Source organism: Vibrio plantisponsor (assembly GCF_013041605.1).
In the GTDB taxonomy this organism is placed as follows: domain Bacteria; phylum Pseudomonadota; class Gammaproteobacteria; order Enterobacterales; family Vibrionaceae; genus Vibrio; species Vibrio plantisponsor.
Window position 1 is genome coordinate 51505 of record NZ_JABEQC010000010.1, and the last position, 21697, is coordinate 73201.

General features: G+C 43.6%; 14 protein-coding genes. 9 read left to right on the top strand and 5 right to left on the bottom strand.

Annotated elements, in window-relative coordinates:
- The first annotated feature begins 77 nt into the window (after positions 1 to 77).
- Positions 78 to 1034: a ferrochelatase gene (gene hemH, locus HKI82_RS14745; RefSeq protein WP_102940200.1), complete on the top strand. Its 957-nt coding sequence runs from the start codon at positions 78 to 80 to the stop codon at positions 1032 to 1034.
- Between the two features lie 65 nt (positions 1035 to 1099).
- Here the strand turns inward: hemH and HKI82_RS14750 are convergent, their stop codons facing one another.
- Positions 1100 to 2488: a peptide MFS transporter gene (locus HKI82_RS14750; protein ID WP_102940199.1), complete on the bottom strand. Its 1389-nt coding sequence runs from the start codon at positions 2486 to 2488 to the stop codon at positions 1100 to 1102.
- 311 nt (positions 2489 to 2799) lie between these two features.
- Between HKI82_RS14750 and rfaH the strand changes: the two genes are divergently transcribed.
- Positions 2800 to 3297 carry a transcription/translation regulatory transformer protein RfaH gene (gene rfaH, locus HKI82_RS14755; RefSeq protein ID WP_171138413.1) on the top strand — a complete coding sequence of 166 codons (498 nt, stop codon included), beginning with the start codon at positions 2800 to 2802 and terminating at the stop codon, positions 3295 to 3297.
- Positions 3298 to 3360: 63 nt separating this feature from the next.
- On the opposite strand, the gene asnB is transcribed toward rfaH, so the two are convergent.
- The 4 genes from asnB to nagA all read right to left on the bottom strand — a co-directional run bounded on the left by asnB (position 3361) and on the right by nagA (position 9298).
- Positions 3361 to 5025 carry an asparagine synthase B gene (asnB, locus tag HKI82_RS14760; RefSeq protein ID WP_102940198.1) on the bottom strand — a complete coding sequence of 555 codons (1665 nt, stop codon included), beginning with the start codon at positions 5023 to 5025 and terminating at the stop codon, positions 3361 to 3363.
- 231 nt (positions 5026 to 5256) lie between these two features.
- On the bottom strand, positions 5257 to 6843 hold the full coding sequence (locus HKI82_RS14765) for a cation:proton antiporter family protein (RefSeq protein ID WP_171138414.1): 1587 nt from the start codon (positions 6841 to 6843) through the stop codon (positions 5257 to 5259).
- Between the two features lie 101 nt (positions 6844 to 6944).
- A complete protein-coding gene (nagC, locus tag HKI82_RS14770; protein WP_171138415.1) occupies positions 6945 to 8159 on the bottom strand; it encodes a DNA-binding transcriptional regulator NagC in 1215 nt (404 codons plus the stop codon).
- A 2-nt stretch (positions 8160 to 8161) separates the two neighbouring features.
- Positions 8162 to 9298 (bottom strand): N-acetylglucosamine-6-phosphate deacetylase, encoded by a 1137-nt coding sequence (gene nagA, locus HKI82_RS14775; protein ID WP_102940195.1) that lies wholly within the window; start codon positions 9296 to 9298, stop codon positions 8162 to 8164.
- Between the two features lie 481 nt (positions 9299 to 9779).
- Between nagA and nagE the strand changes: the two genes are divergently transcribed.
- The 7 genes from nagE (at position 9780) to HKI82_RS14810 (ending at position 21635) form a co-directional block, all read left to right on the top strand.
- Positions 9780 to 11354 (top strand): N-acetylglucosamine-specific PTS transporter subunit IIBC, encoded by a 1575-nt coding sequence (gene nagE, locus HKI82_RS14780; RefSeq protein ID WP_102940194.1) that lies wholly within the window; start codon positions 9780 to 9782, stop codon positions 11352 to 11354.
- A gap of 238 nt (positions 11355 to 11592) precedes the next feature.
- Positions 11593 to 13263 (top strand): glutamine--tRNA ligase, encoded by a 1671-nt coding sequence (glnS, locus tag HKI82_RS14785; RefSeq protein WP_102940193.1) that lies wholly within the window; start codon positions 11593 to 11595, stop codon positions 13261 to 13263.
- Between the two features lie 233 nt (positions 13264 to 13496).
- Positions 13497 to 17669: a FimV/HubP family polar landmark protein gene (locus HKI82_RS14790; protein WP_171138416.1), complete on the top strand. Its 4173-nt coding sequence runs from the start codon at positions 13497 to 13499 to the stop codon at positions 17667 to 17669.
- A 173-nt stretch (positions 17670 to 17842) separates the two neighbouring features.
- Entirely contained in the window at positions 17843 to 18637 is a 795-nt protein-coding gene (gene truA, locus HKI82_RS14795; RefSeq protein WP_042486330.1) for a tRNA pseudouridine(38-40) synthase TruA, read from the top strand.
- A 209-nt stretch (positions 18638 to 18846) separates the two neighbouring features.
- Positions 18847 to 19773 carry an acetyl-CoA carboxylase, carboxyltransferase subunit beta gene (accD, locus tag HKI82_RS14800; RefSeq protein ID WP_102940190.1) on the top strand — a complete coding sequence of 309 codons (927 nt, stop codon included), beginning with the start codon at positions 18847 to 18849 and terminating at the stop codon, positions 19771 to 19773.
- Positions 19774 to 19817: 44 nt separating this feature from the next.
- A complete protein-coding gene (folC, locus tag HKI82_RS14805) occupies positions 19818 to 21083 on the top strand; it encodes a bifunctional tetrahydrofolate synthase/dihydrofolate synthase (RefSeq protein ID WP_171138417.1) in 1266 nt (421 codons plus the stop codon).
- The gene (locus HKI82_RS14810) at positions 21084 to 21635 is read left to right on the top strand and encodes an SPOR domain-containing protein (protein ID WP_102940188.1); all 552 of its coding nucleotides are present in this window, start codon (positions 21084 to 21086) and stop codon (positions 21633 to 21635) included.
- Positions 21636 to 21697 lie beyond the last annotated feature (62 nt).

A 21697-nucleotide genomic window follows, 5' to 3' on the forward strand; every position in this document is an offset into this window, starting at 1 on the left:
TAACTCAGAGCCTGTTAGTTGGGGTATGTTCCCATTTTATTTAAGTCTTAAGCCAGATTAGTAGACAAAAGGACGCTATGAAAACTATAAAAAAACAAGGTGTCTTGTTAGCCAACTTAGGTACACCTCAAGCTCCCACAGCCAAGGAAGTTAAGCGCTTTTTGGCTGAATTTCTTCATGATAAACGTGTTGTTGATATGAGTCGTTGGTTGTGGTGTCCGCTTCTGCACGGAATCATTCTTCCAGTTCGCTCTCCAAAAGTAGCAAAGCTGTATCAGTCAATATGGTTTGATGGTGGCTCACCTTTGATGGTGTATTCACAGCAACAGCGTGACAAGCTGCAATCCTTGCTGGGTATTCCTGTCGAGCTAGGAATGACTTACGGCGAACCAAGTCTAAGCAGTGGCTTAGATAAACTTCTGCAACAAGGCGTTGAAGAGGTTACTGTTCTTCCGTTGTATCCTCAGTATTCATCGTCAACGACGGCTGCTGTCTTCGATGCGCTGGCAAAAGCGATAAAAGGTATTCCAACTATGCCTCAGCTTACGTTTGTCCGTGATTACTACAGTCACCCTCTCTATATTCAAGCGCTCGCGAGCAGTGTTCGCGCATCTTGGGAACAAAATGGTCAAGGAGACTTATTGGTTTGCTCCTACCACGGTATTCCTAAGCGATACGCCGATAATGGTGATATTTATCCCCAGCACTGTGAAGAAACGACTCGCCTTCTTGCAAAAGAGTTGGGTTTAGCTGAAGAAAAAGTACTGATGACCTACCAATCTCAGTTTGGTAAGGAAGAGTGGTTAAAGCCATACACCGACAAAACGATGGAATCATTGCCTGAAAAGGGTATTAAGAAGCTTGATATCATCTGTCCGGCATTTTCTGTCGATTGTTTGGAAACCCTTGAAGAAATAGCAGGGGAAAACAAAGCGCTGTTTCTGGAATCTGGTGGTGAGACGTTTAATTACATTCCATGTTTGAATGCAGATGATACTCATGTTGAGATGATGAAAGCCCTTGTAACGAGCTAAGTTCGAATCTTTCGAGAAACAAAAAGGACCACATTAAGTGGTCCTTTTTACTATCTAAAACAGTATTAAGCTGGTTGTACTTCAGCTTGTTTTTCTTCAGCTGCAATTTCAACGTAGCCTTCTGCTCCGTGCATCCAAAATACTAGTTTGTTTGCAAACAGCAGTAGAATGACACCAGAGACAGTTGCAGTAACCGCAATACCACTAAAGATGGCCATAGCGCCTAACTCACCAACATGAGAGCCAACATAGCCAGCAACGTAGTTTGCAATCGCGTTACAACCAAACCATGCACCCATCATTAATGATGCAAGACGCAGTGGAGCCAGCTTAGTTACTAGTGATAAACCGATAGGAGATAAACACAGTTCGCCCAAGGTATGGAAGAAAAATGCACCCACTAACCAAAGCATAGAAGTTTTAACTGTGGTGTCTCCGCCTTGTTGCAGTACCGCACCAACCATACATAGGAAGCCAAGCGCTAAGAAGAACATCGCAAGAGCAAATTTAACAGGAGAGTTAGGTTCACGCTTGCCCAGTTTTACCCAGAAAACAGCCAGCAGGGGAGCTAGAGTAATAATAAAGAACGGGTTTAGTGACTGGAACCAAGCCGCAGGTACTTCAAAGCTACCAATCATGCGGTCAGTGTATTGCTGGGTGTAGATGTTCATAAGACCACCTGCTTGCTCAAAGCCAGCCCAGAAAACAATAGTAAATAGACTCATGATTAAAATAACTTTAATGCGATCAAATTCTTCTTTCGTAAGCGGTTGCTTAGTCTGAGACTTGTTTTTTTCCATTGCGCGTTTAGCTGCTGGCACTTTACCAATATCACCAAGCCAAGATTGCGCAAGAGAAAGTTGCATCACTAAACTGATAAGCATACCGATACCAGCCGCGACAAAACCAGCTTTCCAACCGAAAGAGTTGGTTACTGAACCTGCGACAACACCAGCAAGCAGAGCACCAATGTTGATACCCATATAGAAGATGGTAAATGCACCATCACGACGATGATCGCCTTCTTGGTATAGGTCACCAACCATTGTTGAAATGTTTGGTTTAAACAAACCGTTACCTGCAATCAGCAGTGCTAGACCAAGGTAAAAAGAGTGCATTGGTGAAATGCCAATCGCATCTGCTGGCATTGCTAGAGTGAACTGACCAATAGCCATCAATGCGCCACCAATCAGAATTGAGCGGCGTTGACCAAGATAGTTATCTGCTAGGTAGCCACCGATAAGTGGAGTGATGTATACCAAGCCAGTATAGATACCGTATAGATCAAGAGCGTCTTTTGTTGACCAACCCAAACCACCGTTAAGCGTCGCGTCAGTCAAGTAAAGAACTAGGATAGCTCTCATTGCGTAGTAGGAAAAACGTTCCCAAAGCTCTGTGCTAAATAAAAGGAATAAGCCACGTGGGTGACCAAAAATTTGTTGTTGGTTTTGCATATTAGATACTAAAGTCATCATTATATTTTTAGTGGCCGATAGATATACATTGGTAATAAAGATATTTCAAATGATTTAATATTGTAAATTAGTGTGTTCGATGGCTTTTCGCTCTGCTTGGTGTTGTTAATGCAGGATATTTGAAAATCCTCTCATTTATGAAAACTAATTTTTTGTTGTGCATGTTCTTTGTTAGGAGTTGTGGTGTTTATCTCGCCAGTTGAACGACGATATATGACTATTGAGGTCTTTAATCATGACTATGCATAGCCATAGTGATAGCATTGCCAAAAAAATTATTGGTTAAGAATATGAAACGTTGGTATCTACTTTACTGTAAACGAGGTGAGCAGCTTAGGGCTAAAACTCATTTAGAAAATCAAGGCGTTGAGTGTTATTACCCAGAAGTCACGGTAGAAAAAATTTTACGAGGAAAACGTCAATCGGTGAAAGAGCCGCTTTTTCCTTGTTATATGTTTGTTCGTTTTGATTTTGAAATAGGACCAACATTTACCACGGTGCGTTCAACGCGTGGGGTGGCGGATTTTGTACGCTTTGGCAGTCAACCGAAAGAGTTACAAGGTGATCTGATTTATGAACTTAAACAGATGGATACCAGTGAGCAGAGTTTGGCTGCGTCTAAAGTACCGGCTAAAGGGCAAGTCATGAAAGTGACTGGCGGGCAATTTTCCGGCATAGACGCGATATATCAAGAAGCGGATGGGGAGACCCGTTCGTTAATGCTGATTAAACTCATCAATCAACCAGTAGTGATGAGTATTGAGAACAAAGATTTAGATTTAAAGTAGAGTCTTTCAGCATGTTCACACAACAAAAAGGCGCTCTAGGCGCCTTTTTGTCTTTCTTGAAGCTTAGTAAGCTTCGTTGTGAACAGCTTTAACTGCACGGCCTGATGGGTCGATACAGTTTTTGAATGATTCGTCCCATTCAATTGCTTTTGCAGAAGAACATGCCACTGAAGGTCCACCAGGAACACATTGAGCCGCAGACTCTAGTGGGAACAACTCTTCAAAGATTTCACGATACACATAGCCTTCTTTAGTTGTTGGCGTGTTGTATGGGAAACGGTATTGTGCGGTTTCCATTTGTTGATCGGTCACTTTCGCTTCAGCAGTTGCTTTTAGCGTGTCGATCCAGCTGTAGCCTACGCCGTCAGAGAATTGCTCTTTCTGACGCCATGCGATGGATTCAGGCAGGTAGTGTTCAAAACACTCTCGAAGGATGTGTTTTTCCATCTTGCCGTTGCCACACATTTTATCGGCAGGGTTTAGACGCATTGCTACATCAATAAACTCTTTATCTAGGAAAGGCACGCGACCTTCAACACCCCATGCTGCAAGCGATTTGTTTGCACGTGCACAGTCAAACATGTTTAGTGCAAGCAGCTTGCGAACGGTTTCTTCGTGGAACTCTTGAGCGTTTGGTGCTTTGTGGAAATATAAATAACCACCAAAAATTTCATCCGCACCTTCACCAGAAAGAACCATTTTAATACCCATTGCTTTGATCTTACGTCCCATGAGGTACATAGGGGTAGAAGCACGGATGGTTGTGACATCGTAGGTTTCAATGTGGTAAATCACATCACGAATTGCATCAAGACCTTCTTGAATGGTGTAAGTCATCTCGTGGTGAACTGTACCGATTTTCTCAGCCACTTCACGTGCCGCTTTAAGATCCGGTGCACCTTCAAGACCTACTGCGAATGAGTGAAGTTGTGGCCACCAAGCTTCAGATTTTTCATCATCTTCGATACGCATCGCAGCATAACGTTTCGCTACAGCTGAAGTGATGGATGAATCCAGGCCACCAGAAAGAAGTACACCATATGGTACGTCTGTCATTAATTGACGCTTAACCGCAGCTTCTAGTGCAGCTGTCAGTTCTTCTTTGCTCGTAGTGTTACCACTTACCGCTGCATACTCGTTCCAGTCACGTACGTAGTAACGCGTTGGCTCTTTGTCTTGAGAACTATAATAGCTACCTGGAGGGAACTCGCTCAGGGTTTTACAAACAGGAACCAGAGCCTTCATTTCAGAAGCAACATAGTAGTTGCCGTGCTCATCTTGACCTTGGTATAGAGGAATAATACCGATGTGGTCACGACCTACCAAGTACTCGTCTTTCTCTTCATCGTAAAGAACGAAAGCAAAGATACCGTTGAGTTCTTCAAGAAGATCCACGCCTTTGTCTTGGTATAGTGCCAAGATGACTTCGCAATCTGAATCTGTTTGGAACTCGTATTTGCCTTCGTAACGAGCACGAATTTCTTTGTGGTTATAAATCTCGCCGTTTACTGCAAGGATCAGTTTCTTATCAGGGCTGTATAGAGGTTGTGCTCCACTATTTAAACCAACAATCGCTAAGCGCTCGTGTGCCAAAATAGCTTTGTCAGATGCATAGATACCGGACCAGTCAGGACCACGGTGGCGGAGTTTTTTCGACATTTCCAATGCTACTGGGCGTAGCGCAGCTGCATCACTTTTGATGTCCAAGATGCCAAATATAGAACACATACAACTTCCCTTAGTAAACGAGTTTTAATCAGATGACTCCAATTTGCCATTTTGATTAAAAAAAACAACCCAGGATTGGTAAATAGTTTAAATAAACTTGCGTTGTGTGAATTTTATTTAATTAAATGTCTATTTTGGTAGATGAGATTCAAATAATGACGAAAAAAACACCGCTTGGAATAAAAAAGAGCACTTAGTGCTCTTTTTTATAAGTGGGGGAATGAACTAAGGCTAGTGTTTTACAAACTCAGGCTTTAGTTGTTCACAAACGTGGCGAGCAAAACCAGAGCCAGCTTCTCGATAAATGTTGAATGCAGCGTGCGCGCCTTTTTCGAGAAGGTTATCCAACTGATCAGGATACTCTGCAATAGCTGCAATTTGTCCGTTGAACGAGCGCTTTTTCAACTGCTCTAGAGCGATTTGATTCGCCTGATGGTGTGGCATTGCTAGCAGCACCATTTTAACGTTACCTGTATCTAGGATTCGTTCCCAAAAGTCGGGGTCGGTGGCATCTCCGGAGATCACGTTTCGACCTTCGTTTCTGTGTTCCTGAGCCGTATCTTCTCTTAGCTCAACGCCTAAACAGATCTTGCCATAGCGTGAATGGAATTCGTCGTAAGCGCCTGTACCAATACGACCCATGCCGAGAATAATCAATTGAGAGCTGCCCGGATTGATAAACCTGTCTCTGATATTTATTCGCTCAGCCGTTTGCTCTTTTAACCAATGTGCCGAGTAATGATAGATCTCGTGCCCTTTACGTACGATTGGTGCGGTAACAATAAAGGATAAAGGTACTGAAATGGCTAAGGCGACAAGTATGTCTCCTGATAACCAGCCCATCTTAAATGCAAGTCCGCCGACGATAAGTCCAAACTCACTAAAGTTGAAGAGAGATATAGTGGCGAGCAGTGACGTGCGGACTCGGAAGCGGAACTTGTTTAACACTAAGAAGTACAATACGCCTTTGAGTGGAAGCAGAAGCAGTAATAATAGTGCGAGTAAGAATCCGGTGACGGTTGGTTGTTCTGATAAGCCAATATTCAAGAAAAAGCAGACCAAGAACAGCTCTTTCATATTAAATAGAGATTTAGAGAGCTCTGAAGCCTTAGTGTGTCCGGCTAACATCATGCCTAAAATAAGAGCGCCTAAATCCGGCTTCATCCCCACAAATTCAAATAAACCAGCGCCCACAACTAAAGCAAAGAAAATCCCCGCCAAAACGAGCATTTCACCGTGTCCAACCCAATCAAGAATTTTAAAAAACAGAGGGCGTATAAATGGGAGTAGGAAAAGAGCTACGGCATACCATTCTGGAATTTTACCTGTCGAAACCGTTAAGAAAATAACGGCGAAGATATCTTGCATAACAAGAATACCGATGGCGATGGTGCCATAGGTTGCATTCATTTCGCCTTTTTCTTGCAAAGACTTCACTGCAAAAACGGTACTTGAAAAGGAGAGAGCAAAACCAAGCAGAATAATGCTCGACACTGAAACGAGTGCTAGGCTGTCTAATCCTAGGTATTTGAAACCAATAAGAACAACACTAAATACAGCGGTTGATAATAGATTATGTATCGTTGCGCCTGCCCAGATTTCCTTTGCCAGCAGAGTCTTGATGTCCAGTTTTAAACCGATGGTAAATAGCAGTAACGTAACACCAAGATCGGCTAAGAAAGAGATGGTCTCGTTTGATTCAAAGCCAAAGGCGTGAAGCGCAAAACCAGCGATAAGAAAGCCCACTAGGGGAGGGAGATTGCACTTTAGCGCAATAAAACCAGCGATAAATGCCGTTGTAATTAGAATAATTTCCATTGGTAATATTTGCTTCCCAGAAATAAAAAGGCTGTGTCTAATAAATAGGCGCAGCCTCGTATTATAGGGTAATCAGTTGCTTATACCAACGTGGATAAGTCTTAATCTTCCAGAAGTTTTTGTAACAATACACCATTCAGCATTGCACGCTTGATCATTGCAAAGGCGCTTAATGTTGGTTGTTTATCTAACAATGATGCTTCAATCGGTAAGTTAGTGTGGAACGATTTGAGAGACTGATTCTCTACATTTCGTTGAATAGCCGGGAACAAAATGTCTTTCGCTTGCGTAATCGCACCAGCAATGATGACTTTTTGCGGGTTAAACAAGTTAATCGTAATTGCAATCGCTTTACCTAACTGATTGCCAACACGCACTAAAGCTTGTTGAGAAAGTTCATCGCCGTTATTGGCGTGCTCACATATGTCATGAATCGTAATACCTTCGACTTTCGATAGGCTTGATTCATAACCTTGAGCGATAAGTTTGTTTACGCGATTAACGATTGCAGGGTTCGCCGCAACAGTTTCTAAGCAACCGAAGTTGCCACATTGGCACTGATCACCCAATGGGTCGATTTGTATATGACCAATTTCACCCACGTTTCGATTAAAGCCTAAGAACACTTGTCCATTAACTATAATACCCGCACCTGTACCACGGTGAACACTGACCAATATTGAATCCTGACAATCTTGACTGGCACCAAAATAGTGTTCAGCCAAAGCCATTCCTCTCACATCATTACCCACAAAACACTCTACGTGGAAATTGTCTTTGATGATTTCACCGAGCGGCAAGGCATCAATTTTGACATTTGGCATGTATTCAACAACGCCAGTTTCTGGGTTAACCAATCCAGGTAAGGCAATACCTATTGCGATAAGTTGTCCAACAGAAGAGGTATGTTGATGAGTGAACTCTTTAAGGTACTTGAGGAGACCTTCAACCAATTCAGATTGGCTGGTGTAGAGAAATTCTTGAAAACCTGACGCTATCTCTTTCGCACCTAGGTCGAAAAGGCTGAACTGTATGTAGTCGCGTCCAAGGCGTACTGCAATAGAGTGAAACGGTGCCACTTCTGTGGTCAGAGAGATTGCTCTTCGACCACCCGTAGAAGCTTGTTGAGCGACCTCTTTGATAAGGCCGCGTTCTAAAAGTTGGCGGGTTATTTTAGTCACACTTGCTGGCGCGAGCTGACTTACATCGGCAACTTGGATTCGAGAAATAGGACCTTGTTGGTCTATTAATCGATATACTGCAGCGCTGTTCAGCTGCTTGACTAAATCTACGTTACCTATTTGTCCGCCATTCATTATTACTTGTGCTCGTATTGTCCGTTAACCACAGTCGCTTTTACATTGAAGTCACGGTCAAAAACAGTCAGGTTGGCAATCATGCCTTTCTTAATTCGACCCAATTTATGGTCAATCCCAATTGCTTTTGCTGGATACAAAGTAGCCATTCTAAGTGCTTCATCTAAAGCGATGCCGACATGCTCAACCGTATTTTGAACTGCTTCAATCATTGTAAGGGCTGAGCCGCCAAGTGTACCGTTTTCATCAATACACTTGCCATCTCGGTAATATACTTTCTTACCGACAAAAATAAAGTAATCCATCTCCGCGCCTGCAGGAGCTGTGGCATCTGTCACTAATACGAGCTTTTCGCCCTTGATTTTATGCGCGATACGAATGTTTGCGTAATCCACATGGAAACCGTCAGCGATAATACCGGCATAGACTTCTGGGGTGTCAAAGATCGCTCCGACAACTCCAGGCTCTCGACCTTGCATTGGTGTCATTGCATTAAACAAATGCGTTGCGAAAGTAATACCTGATTCAAAACCGTTACGAGCTTCTTGATAGGTGGCGTTGGTGTGACCAATAGACACCACAATGCCTGCTTGCGCCAATTTTTCAATATGTTGAGGGTTATTGTTTTCTGGCGCTAACGTTACTTTCGTAATGACATCGCTGTTCTGGCACATGAAATCGATCATTGCTTCATCCGACTCGCGAATAAAGTCGACACTGTGAATGCCTTTTCTTTCGATATTCAAATAAGGACCTTCTAGGTGAAGACCTAAAGAGTGATGGCTGTACTTTTGGCGGTAATCTCGCTCTGCCGCGACAGCTTGACGCATGTTTTCATCAGAGGAGGTGATAAGAGTAGGTAAGAAGCTTGTACAACCGGACTGAAGGTTAGCTAGGTGCATGGTATGGATTGTATCTGCCGTTATTTCATCATTGAACATAACGCCGCCACAGCCATTAAGTTGTAAGTCAATAAAGCCTGGGCTTAAGTTTGCACCGTTGAGATCTTTGCGCTCTATGTCACTCGGAAGATTTTCTTCAGGGATAATAGCGTGAATTGTATCAGCATTAATGATAACAGCATGGTCAGTTAGTACATCGCTGCCTGTGTATACTTTACAGTTAGTTAGTGCGTACATAATTAACGAATCCTCGTCGATAGACATTCTAAAATTTTAGGAGCGATAAGCTGATATTGTCTCTAAAGAGTATGGTACGAACTGACTCTTTGCTAACTTTTATCAAATCGCGAAATATCTTTATGCTCGGAGGTCACTCAAAAGGTGCCTCCAGCTGAATATTCGGTACTATTTTTGTTCTGGTTTCATCACCGGGAAATAGGTTTTCTAGCGGCTATAATCTCTTTTGCTATAAGACATTACATCACTTATTTCTTAGTGGAATAGTACCGATAAATGCATGTTTTTTTATATTGTAAAATAAGTTTTATGATCTCGCTAGCAAAAACCTCGAATTATGCTGCTCTGAGGTGATTACGGTCACAATTGATGAGCTTTTAATTTGCGGAGCAAAATTATTGTCATACACTGATTATGACTAAATTGGGCGACTAAAATAAGTTTGCCGATATTTATAAAAATCCTATAGGGGGAACTTACGGTGAATATTCTTGGATATGCGCAAAAGTTAGGTAAAGCATTGATGCTACCTATCGCAACGCTACCTGTTGCAGCGATCTTATTACGTCTAGGTCAGGGCGACCTACTAGACATTCCATTTATGGCAGAAGCGGGTGGTGCGATCTTTGGGCAACTACCTCTACTATTCGGCCTTGGTATCGCGATCGGTCTTTCTAAAGACGGTTCAGGTGCTGCAGGTCTAGCTGGTGCAGTTGCGTACTTCGTACTAACAGCAACAGCAAAAACAATTGATCCTTCAATTAACATGTCGTTCTTCGGCGGTATCTTTGCAGGTATCATTGCTGGTCACGCTTATAACGCTTTTCACGCTACTCGTCTTCCAGAATGGTTAGCGTTCTTCTCTGGTAAGCGTCTTGTTCCTATTATGGCTGGTCTATTTGCACTGGTTGCTGGTGCAATCTCTGGTGTGGTATGGCCAAGCATCCAAGGTGGTCTTGATACTCTAGCTCACGCAGTATCAACTTCTGGTTCAGTAGGTCAGTTTGTTTACGGTACTCTTAACCGTGCTCTAATTCCTGTTGGTTTGCACCACGTACTTAACTCATACTTCTGGTTCGGTATGGGTACGTGTCAAGAAATCGTAGTATCAGGTGCTCAAGCTGCTGGTCAAGCTCTACCTGCACTACAAAAACTATGTGTGGATCCATCTATTGCTAAAGCTCTAGTTGTTGGTCAAGAGCATACATTTAACTTCCAAAATGCAGTAAATCCTGAAATTACAGCTGTTGTTAAAGAAGTAACTGAAACAATGAAGTCTGGCGACCTACACCGTTTCTTCGGTGGCGATAAGAGCGCTGGTGTATTCATGAACGGTTTCTTCCCAATCATGATGTTCGGTCTACCTGGTGCAGCATTAGCTATGTACTTTGCAGCACCTGCAGAAAAACGTCATCAAGTTGGTGGTGCATTGTTCTCTGTAGCATTCTGTTCATTCCTAACAGGTATCACAGAGCCTCTAGAGTTCATGTTCGTGTTCCTAGCGCCTGCACTATATGCAATGCACGCAGTGTTTACTGGTCTAGCTCTAGTTGTTGCTAACATGTTTGGTACGCTACACGGCTTTGGTTTCTCTGCTGGTCTAATCGACTTCGCACTAAACTGGGGTCTAGCAACTAAACCTGTAACTCTACTAATCATTGGTCTAGCGTTCTTCGCTCTGTACTTCTTCACATTTACATTCGCAATCCGTACTTTCAACTTGAAGTCACCTGGTCGTGAAGATGATGAAGAAGCAAGTGCAGCACCTTCAAGCGTAAGCGCTGAAAAAGGTGAACTAGCGCGTCAATACTTGAAAGCTTTAGGTGGTCATGAAAACCTAACTACTATCGATGCTTGTATTACTCGTCTACGTCTAACACTGAAAGACCGTTCAGTGGCTGATGAAGCTGTATTGAAGAAACTAGGTGCTAAAGGTGTTGTTAAGCTTGGTGAAAACAACCTTCAAGTTATCCTTGGTCCACTAGCGGAAATCGTTGCGGGCGAAATGAAAGCAATCAGTGCTACTGAAGATCTATCTGGCGTGAAACTGCCATAATAGATTAAATTCTTTAGCTGAAATGAAAGCCTTCGCTATATGCGAAGGCTTTTTGCTTTGTAAGACGTTGGCTACAGAACAAGCGAAGTAAATATTATTTCCTAATAAATCCGCAGTTTTTATTGTGAAAATGCCCAGAATTGTGGATCATTGAACGCAATATTTCTGTAGATTGCGGCTAATTTGGCCCAGACAGGAAAACTTTCTGCCAGTATTAAATTATTTTGAGGTGCTATAGATGAGTGAAGCTGAGGCTCGTCCATCGAACTTCATTCGCCAAATCATAGATAAAGATTTAGCGGATGGTAAACACACTAGCGTGCATACTCGTTTCCCGCCAGAGCCTAATGGTTATCTGCATATCGGTCACGCTAAGTCGATTTGTTTGAACTTTGGTATCGCTCAAGACTATCAGGGCCAGTGTAACTTACGTTTTGATGACACAAACCCAGAGAAAGAAAACATCGAATACGTAGAATCAATTAAGAAAGATGTAAGTTGGCTAGGCTTTGAGTGGTCTGGTGATATCTGCTATTCATCTGATTATTTTGACAAGTTGTACGAATATGCGCTGGAGCTGATCAACAAAGGTTTGGCTTATGTTGAAGAGCTGACTCCAGAGCAGATCCGCGAATACCGCGGTACTTTGACTACTCCAGGTAAACACAGCCCTTATCGTGATCGCAGCGTAGAAGAAAACTTAGCTCTATTTGAAAAAATGAGAGCTGGTGGCTTCAAAGAAGGTGAAGCATGTCTGCGTGCTAAAATCGATATGGCTTCGTCATTCATCGTAATGCGCGATCCAGTTATCTACCGTGTTCGTTTTGCTGAGCATCATCAGACGGGTGACAAGTGGTGCATTTACCCGATGTACGACTTTACACACTGTATTTCCGATGCATTGGAAGGTATTACGCACTCTATCTGTACTTTGGAGTTCCAAGATAACCGTCGTCTGTACGACTGGGTGCTGGATAACATCACTATTGATTGCCATCCTCGCCAGTATGAGTTCAGCCGTCTGAATCTAGAATACACAGTCATGTCTAAGCGTAAGCTAAACCAGCTTGTGACTGAGAAGTTAGTTGATGGTTGGGATGACCCTCGTATGCCTACCATTTCTGGCTTACGTCGTCGCGGCTTCACTGCTGCTTCTATCCGTGAGTTCTGTAAGCGTATCGGCGTTACTAAACAAGACAATATGATTGAATTCAGTTCTCTTGAATCATGTATTCGTGACGATCTGAACACTAATGCACCGCGAGCTATGGCTGTATTGGATCCTGTGAAGATTGTTATTGAAAACTTCGATGCTGATAGTGTTGAAGTTCTCAATCTTGCTAACCATCCAAACGACCCAGAAATGGGTTCTCGCGATGTACCATTTACTCGCGAAATCTGGATTGAACGTGAAGACTTCCGCGAAGAAGGTAACAAGAAGTACAAACGTTTGGTGTTAGGTAAAGAAGTTCGTCTACGTGGTGCGTATGTCATCAAAGCTGAGCGTGTAGAGAAAGACCAAGACGGCAATATCACAACGATATACTGTACTTACGATCCTGCGACTCTGGGCAAAAACCCAGAAGACGGCCGTAAAGTGAAAGGTGTTATCCATTGGGTATCCGCTGATAAAGGTTTACCTGCTGAATTCCGTCTTTACGATCGTCTATTTACTGTACCTAATCCAGCAGCTGCTGATGATTTCGCTGCAACGATTAACCCAGAGTCACTGGTTAAGGTGAATGGTTTCGTTGAACCTAGCCTTGCGACAGCAGAAGCTGAAGTGGGTTACCAGTTTGAGCGTATGGGTTATTTCTGTGCAGATAACAAAGATTCAACGCCTGAATCTCTAGTGTTCAACCGTACAGTTGGTCTACGTGATACTTGGGCTAAAATTGAGTCTGAGTAATATCTGACAAAGTAAAACGATGCAAAAGCCAGCTTAAAGCTGGCTTTTATTTTTTGAATCGTCATTATGGAATCGGGCATGAGTAGCAAAAATGGATTTTTAGTGTGAGATTGCTGCGATTATTACGGTACGAACACATTTTTTGCGTTATCTCCTATAGTTTTGCTTCTCTTATCCGATATATTTAACAGATTGTTATCTTTATTAATTCATAGCACCTAGCTGAGCCTTATATGCGTCAATTTTTTAAACGCCTGTTACTGCCAATCGCTGTAGCGGCCGTGACTCAGACTTCTTTCGTTAGTGCAGAGAGTATTCGCCTTATTGGTCCGACTGGCGAAGTTCAGTCAGCGCCGCAATATAGTAGTGATATTGTCCGTAATCGAACAACAGCAACGGCAGAGCCTTCACAGGTTATTGGCCCTACTTCTGAAAAAGACACTTTATGGTCGATTGCGTCACGTATACGTCCCTCAAACCAAGTATCTGTACAGCAGACTCTACTGGCAATTTATCGTTTAAACCCTCAAGCGTTTGAAAATCAAAATATTCATAGCCTAATTCCTGGTAGTACATTACGCATTCCTTCTCTCGCTCAAGTGAGCAGTGTTTCAACGGAAGAAGCGGTTAAAGTGATGGCTGCGCATAAAGCTCGTCTCGCGCAACAGCCTGCTAAGCCAGCAACACCCGTCGTAAACACTCCGAAAGCAGAACCAAAACCGACAGCAGATGTGAAACCAGCCGTTGTCACTCCTGCTGAAACACAAACACCAGAAGTCAAAGTAACACCAACAGCACCTGTCGTTGCAGAAAAGCCGGTTGTAGAAGCGAAAAATGGCGGCAGTATGAAAGCATCATCAGCCGACCAAAATGAAATTCAGGCACTGGAAGAAAAGAACCACAGACTGCGTTTGATGCTCGCTGAAGTGCAATCTGAAGTAAGCGGCTTGAAACAAGAACTGGGCGACGAAAACCGCATTCGTTCTGAAGTCGAAAAACTGCTAGCTGAAGAGAGAACCAAACGCGAAGAAATGCAGCGTCTAGCGCCTTCTAAGCTGGATGAGTTGCTAGCGAACAACTGGGTAGTAGCAGGATTAGCTCTTATACCTGGATTGCTCATTGCCTTACTGGTAGTGCTATTTTTAGGACGCCGCTCGGGTTCAAGCCAAGCCTCAAATTCTCCGGCACAGGAAACTGCACTTAACGCGAACTCTAATGCCGATGTGATGGCTCCAATCGCTTTGGGTGATCAGGCTCTCGAAGATTTAGATGATGAGTTGCTTCTTGACGATGACCTGTTTGGCAGTATGGATGACAACGATTCACTGTTTGGTGAAGAGAAGAAAGAAGAATCAGAAGAAGATGATGAAGACATCTTTGCTGGCTTAGATGAGAGCGATCTAGACTTCGACTTAGAAGGTGAAGATGGCGAAGACTTGTTTGCGGCTATCGATGATTCAGGTGACCTTGATACTGACTTTGGTGACTTGTCTTCAAGCAATAACGGCATCAATGTTAATGGTGATGAAAAAGCGCTTGGTCTAGAAGAAATGGAACGTGCGTTAGACCAAGCCTCACAAAACTACGATGAAGACGATGAGATCGGCTTTGACCTATCTGATGATGGCGAAATGTCACAAGCCGATATTGAATCTTTGTTGGCTGCAGATGATTCTGAAGAGTTGGATTCGCCTTCTCTTGACCAATCTATGTTGGATGAGCTTTTTGCAGCACAAGACGATGAAGAAACAAGCTCAGAGCTGTTAGATTTTGACAGCTTGCTTGATGATGAAAAATCGCAAACTAATTCTGAGCCAGAAGCGGCTAAGTTCACTTCAGATGAAGAGCTAGACGACCTATTTGCAAACATCGAAGCACAAGCAGACTTAGAGTCACTAGAGGCGAATGCACAAGACGAGACAGCGCTACTTGATGAGTTGTTGCTTGAAGAGGAAGAAGACGAGCCTGATTTTGAAGCCAATAGCACCGCATTGCTAGATGAGCTTTTAAATGAAAACGGGTTTGATGAAGCTGATTCTGAACAAAATGTCGCTGATGAGATGATGCTGGAACTGGATGAACTACTCGGAGAAGCGGGTGATTCAGATATTCCTGATATTGATGAAAACAGTACAGCTCTGCTCGATGATTTTGTCGGTGAACTTAGTGAAGAACCGACAGGCTACGAAGACTTCTTGGCTGATGAAGTCACTTCAGAATCGGAAGACACAGAAGAGAAAGATGAAAGTTTAGAGCTTTTTGATGAGTTGTTGACCATTGAACAAAATGCGGAATCTGAAGATCTGGTTGAAGACTTTAATAGTGCCAACTTTATTGACGACCTCATTACCAATGCGCCTAAGTCTGACCCATTGTTGGATGAAGAATTTGAATCTATCTCAGCTCTGGATGAAGAAGATTTTGATCTGGATGACTTCGAGTTCAATCCAGAGATTGAAGGTGGCGAGAAAGCGGAAGAAGATCAAGAGGAAGCAGAGCAAGAGCAAGTTGTTGCGAATGAATTCGGCGTTCCACAAGATGACGATTGGGTTTTTGATGACCCAGAAACAGAAACAGAAACAGAAACAGAAACAGAAACTGCGGACGTTCAAGTTGAAGAGTCTGAATCTGAACAGCCAGATCAAGACATTGCGGCTGAATTCGATGAATTAGATCTTCCGGAGTACACAGAAGAAGATGCGCTGGCGGATATTGAATCTGAAGCAGCAGAAACTGAAGCTCCAGAAGCGCAAGATGAAGTGACACCTGCCGAGGTTTTGGCAGAAGAGTCTGAGTCAGAATTGCCAGAGCAAGACATTGCCGCTGAATTCGACGAGTTAGATCTTCCAGAGTACACAGAAGAAGACGCGTTAGCGGATGTTGAATCTGAAGCAGCAGAAACGGAAACTCCAGAAGCGCAAGACGAAGTGACACCTGCTGAGGTTTTGGCAGAAGAGTCTGAGTCTGAATTACCAGAGCAAGATATTGCCGCTGAATTCGACGAGTTAGATCTTCCTGAGTACACAGAAGAAGATGCGCTGGCGGATGTTGAATCTGAAGCAGTAGAAACTGAAACTCCTGAAGCGCAAGATGAAGTGACACCTGCTGAGCTTTTGGCAGAAGAGCCTGAGTCTGAATTGCCAGAGCAAGACATTGCGGCTGAATTCGACGAGTTAGATCTTCCAGAGTACACAGAAGAAGATGCGCTGGCAGATGTTGAATCTGAAGCCGCAGAAACGGAAGCTCTTGAAGCGCAAGACGAAGCGGAATCTGCTGAGATTTTGGCAGAAGAGTCTGAATTGCCAGAGCAAGATATTGCCGCTGAATTCGATGAATTAGAGCTTCCAGAGTACACAGAAGAAGATGCGCTGGCAGATGTTGAATCTGAAGCAGTAGAAACGGAAACTCCAGAAGCGCAAGATGAAGCGGAACCTGCTGAGCTTTTGGCAGAAGAGCCTGAGTCTGAATTGCCAGAGCAAGATATTGCGGCTGAATTCGATGAATTAGAGCTTCCAGAGTACACAGAAGAAGACGCGCTGGCGGATTCTGAGTTCGCCGAAGAGTCAGACTTACCAGAAGCCGCTGCAGAGCTTGCGGATGTTGAAATTAACGATTCTGATCTACCTGAATATACGGAAGAAGATGCATTAGCGGATATGTTCTCCCAAACGGATGAGCTATCTGATGAGTCAGAAGACGAACAGTCAGATGATTCTTCTCTGTACGCAGAGATTGAACCGGAGACAACTGAAGTTAATCTTAGCGACGTCTCTAAACTAGAGTTTGATGAACAAGCACTTTCTGATTGGTTGTCTGATGAAGATAGAGTAGAAACAAACTTTACCTTTGATAAGCCTATTGATGCGAAGTCCGTTGACAGTGCGGGTATGGACATTGATGCCATGCTGGAAATGGGCGGGGAAGATTGGAATGGTTTCAACTTAACGCCTGACCAAAAAGCGACAATACCTGACGAAGTACCAGAGACTGAGAAGGACGTGTGGCATCCAGAAATTCAGGTCAAAGAGCCTGAAGTTGCCCAAGAAAACTGGGGAAATCAGGATGAGTTTGCTGAATTCGAGCCAACTAACCGTCAATTTATGACAATCGATGATCTTATGGCTCAGGTTGAAAACGATGATGGCAGCACTCTGAATCTTGATAACGAAGAGTTAAAGCTGGATGTTGGTCTTAACGAGTTCCCTGACGTTATTGGCGAAGTTAGTGATATCGATGTAGACAGTAATTCTGAAGCCGCAGGCAAGCTGGATTTAGCGAAAATCTACATTGAGATGAACGATGATAAAGGTGCGATTAAGCTACTCGAAGAAGCGATCGTGGATGGTAGTGATGAGATAAGGCAGCAAGCGAAACACCTTATTGATGTCATTAACGGTCGAGTGTAGACAATCACAGTAGAGGAGGCAGCATTGGCTGCCTCTTTGTTTATTCAGCTATCTTAAATAACAGATATGATCTTACCGTTGTATGTATTTTGCGGGTTAGAAATCTTAAGCGATTGATATTATACTGCCCGCCCCAAGGTCCTTAGGCCTACAGTTTTTAAGAGTGATACACCATGAGAATAGCGTTGGGTATTGAGTATGACGGTACTCATTACTTTGGTTGGCAGCGTCAAAGAGAAGTTGCAAGTGTTCAAGAAGAGCTAGAGAAAGCTCTATCTGTCGTCGCTAACCATCCTGTTGAAGTTCAGTGTGCAGGACGCACAGATGCTGGTGTACATGGCACTGGGCAAGTTGTGCATTTTGATACAACAGCGACACGCAAAATGGTTGCTTGGACGATGGGAACCAATGCAAATCTACCCAAGAATATCGCTGTGCGTTGGGCGAAAGAAGTTCCAGATGAGTTCCACGCTCGCTTCACAGCAACAGCACGTCGCTATCGCTACGTGATTTATAACCATGAGTATCGTCCGGGGATATTGGCTTCTGGTGTGAGTCACTATCACGGGGAACTTGACGCAGAAAGAATGCATCAAGCCGGTCAATATTTGTTGGGTGAGAATGATTTCACGTCATTTAGAGCTGTTCATTGCCAGTCACGCAGTCCGTGGCGTAATATTATGCACTTAAATGTTACTCGCCATGAACGTTACGTAGTGATTGATATTAAAGCGAATGCTTTCGTTCATCACATGGTTCGCAACATTACTGGTAGCCTTATTGCTGTTGGTCGTGGTGAGAAAGAACCAGAGTGGATCCAGTGGTTACTGGAAGCGAAAGATCGCACATTGGCAGGTGCAACCGCAAAAGCGGAAGGCTTATATTTGGTGTCTGTGGATTACCCACAAGAGTTTGATTTACCTCAACCACCTTTAGGGCCGCTATTTTTACCTGATCATTTGAACTAATGTTGAACTAAAGTGTAGTAATTGGCTCAAAGTTATCAGTTGATTAGCATTCAAAATGAGCAGAATTAGGTGTGTGGGGCTGGTGCAAGAAATAGGTACAACCAGTTTTTTGTCTACAGTTGGCATTTTCTATGCTTTAATCCCCACGCATTATTGTCGAATTTAAATCTTTCGCATTGAGCGGGAGAGCACAGAGTAAAAGGTCTTCTATGAGTTGGCTTGAAAAGATTTTAGAAAAAAGCAACATAGTTACTTCACGTAAAGCATCGATTCCTGAAGGTGTTTGGACGAAGTGTACATCTTGTGAGCAGGTACTCTACCACGCAGAACTTGAGCGCAACCTCGAAGTTTGTCCTAAGTGTAATCATCACATGCGTATGAAAGCGCGTCGTCGTTTGGAAACATTCTTAGACGAAAACAATCGTCAAGAGATTGCACAAGAGCTTGAGCCTCAAGATAAACTGAAATTCAAAGATTCTAAGCGTTATAAAGAACGTCTTGCAGCTGCACAAAAGAGCAGTGGTGAGAAAGATGCTCTTATCGTGATGAATGGTGAACTGCACGGTATTCCTCTTGTGGCTTGTGCTTTTGAGTTCTCATTCATGGGCGGTTCAATGGGTTCTGTTGTTGGTGCTCGTTTTGTTCGTGCTGTTGAATCTGCAATTGAAAGAAACTGTGGTCTAGTATGTTTCTCTGCAAGTGGTGGTGCTCGTATGCAAGAGGCGTTGATGTCTCTAATGCAAATGGCTAAAACCAGTGCGGCGTTAGAGCGCTTGTCAAACAAAGGTCTGCCGTTCATTTCGGTAATGACTGACCCTACAATGGGTGGTGTTTCTGCAAGTCTTGCAATGCTGGGTGATATCAACATCGGTGAGCCCAAAGCACTGATCGGTTTTGCTGGCCGTCGCGTTATCGAACAAACTGTACGTGAAGATCTTCCAGAAGGTTTCCAACGCAGTGAATTCCTGCTAGAGCACGGTGCGATTGATATGATCGTAGACCGCCGCGAAATGCGTCAACGCATTGCAGGCTTGCTAGCGAAGATGACCAACCAAAAATCTCCACTCGTAGTTTCTGTGAACGATGCTCCACAAGAGGAAGCATATTCAGTACCAGAAGCGAAGAAAAAAGGGTAAAGTAGGCGCTAACTAAACCAAAGAAAACAATGGTTCTACGTTAGATGAAACAAAACCCAATTCCTCAAGCCACATCCCCACTGTCGATGTGGCTTGATTATTTAACCCATATTCATACTTCTGCAATTGATTTAGGCTTAGACCGCGTTCAAGCGGTGGCTAACAAAGCCTCTCTCACTAAACCTGCTCCTACCGTTATCACAGTTGCCGGAACCAACGGCAAGGGTTCTACCTGTGCGTTAATGGAAAGTATTCTTCTGGATGCTGGTTATTCGGTCGGTGTCTACAGTTCTCCTCACCTTATCAGCTACAACGAACGTGTACGTATTAACGGCGTTGATGCTCGTGATGAACAACACACAGAAGCTTTTGCTTATATTGAACAACAGCGTGGCGAGATCAGCCTAAGTTTTTTCGAATTCGGAACATTAGCGGCTCTTCGCATTTTCCAAACTGAAAAAGTCGATGTTGTGCTGTTAGAGGTCGGTCTTGGCGGTCGTCTAGATGCGACTAACGTGGTTGATCACGATGTATCGGTTATTACTAGCTTAGCCATCGACCATGTTGATTGGCTGGGTGACGACATCAATGTAATTGGTTTTGAGAAAGCGGGTATTTTCCGCTCAGGCAAACCTGCTATTTGTGGACAACCTAAGCCTCCGTCAACAGTTGCCGCTCACGCCGATGATATTGGTGCGGATCTCTATCAGGTTGGTATCCAGTTTGATTATGAAAAAGTGTCAGACACGGTTTGGCAGTGGAGAAGTGGGCCTTTTGACCTCACCGATCTGCCAGTGCCAACACTTCCTCTTGCTAATGCAGCAACGGCGTTGATGGCTCTGGGATGTTCAGGTTTAGAAGTCAGCGATGTCAATATTGTCGAAGGTCTGCGCAAAGCAAGATTGGCGGGACGCATGCAACGCATTAGCGATAAGCCAATAATATTGCTTGATGTAGCTCATAACCCTCATTCCGCCGAGTATCTCGCTAACCAGATTCGTGCTCAGTTCCCTGATCAAACCGTACATATGGTGCTTGGTATGCTGCACGACAAAGATATTAAGTCCACCATTGATGTGCTTAAACCGCTGGTCAAGCATTGGTATCCAGCTTCTTTGTCTGGCCCGAGAGCGGCTTCTGCGAGTGAACTGTGCCAGCACCTTGAACAAGGTCAGGTTGAGTATTCAAACCCTGTTTGTGCATTTGAAAGTGCGATGACAAGTGTTACGGATGGTGATGTCATAATCGTTGCTGGGTCTTTCCACACAGTCGGTGAAGTGCTTGAGCACTGGAAAAATAAAGGAGCGTAAATGGCGAGTAAATTTCAAAGCCGTTTAGTAGGTACTATTATTTTGGTAGCGATAGGTGTCATCGTTTTGCCTGATGTTCTTGATGGCAAGAAAATGCACTATCAAGAAGAGATCACAAGCATTCCGATCAAGCCTGAGCTTAATAGTGATGTAGAGAAGTTCGAAGTACTTGAACCTGTTGAAGATCAAGCTGCTTTACCTGAGTCTCCAGTTTCTGTCACTGAACAAACGACTCAGTCTTCAAACTCTTCCGCGAAAGTCGATAAACCGATGGAAACCGTCGTCAAAGAAGTACAAGAGAAAAATGACTACCAAGACAGCGCGTGGATCATTCAGTTGATGGCTTTGAAGAACGCAGAAAACGCAAAAAATGTGGTGAGTGATTTACAAAAACGCGGTTATCAAGCTCACACAAAACAAGAAAACGGTTTTACGCGAGTAATCATCGGACCAGATGTCTCAAAAAGTAAGCTTGAGAGACAACTACTGGAATTAGAGAAAGTTACCGGTTCAAAAGGTCAATTGCTCAAATTTAAACCACTAAACCCATAAGAAAACGTTTGCGTCGCGTTTTTTTCTGTTAAAATGCGCGCCAACTTAAGATGTAAGAACTC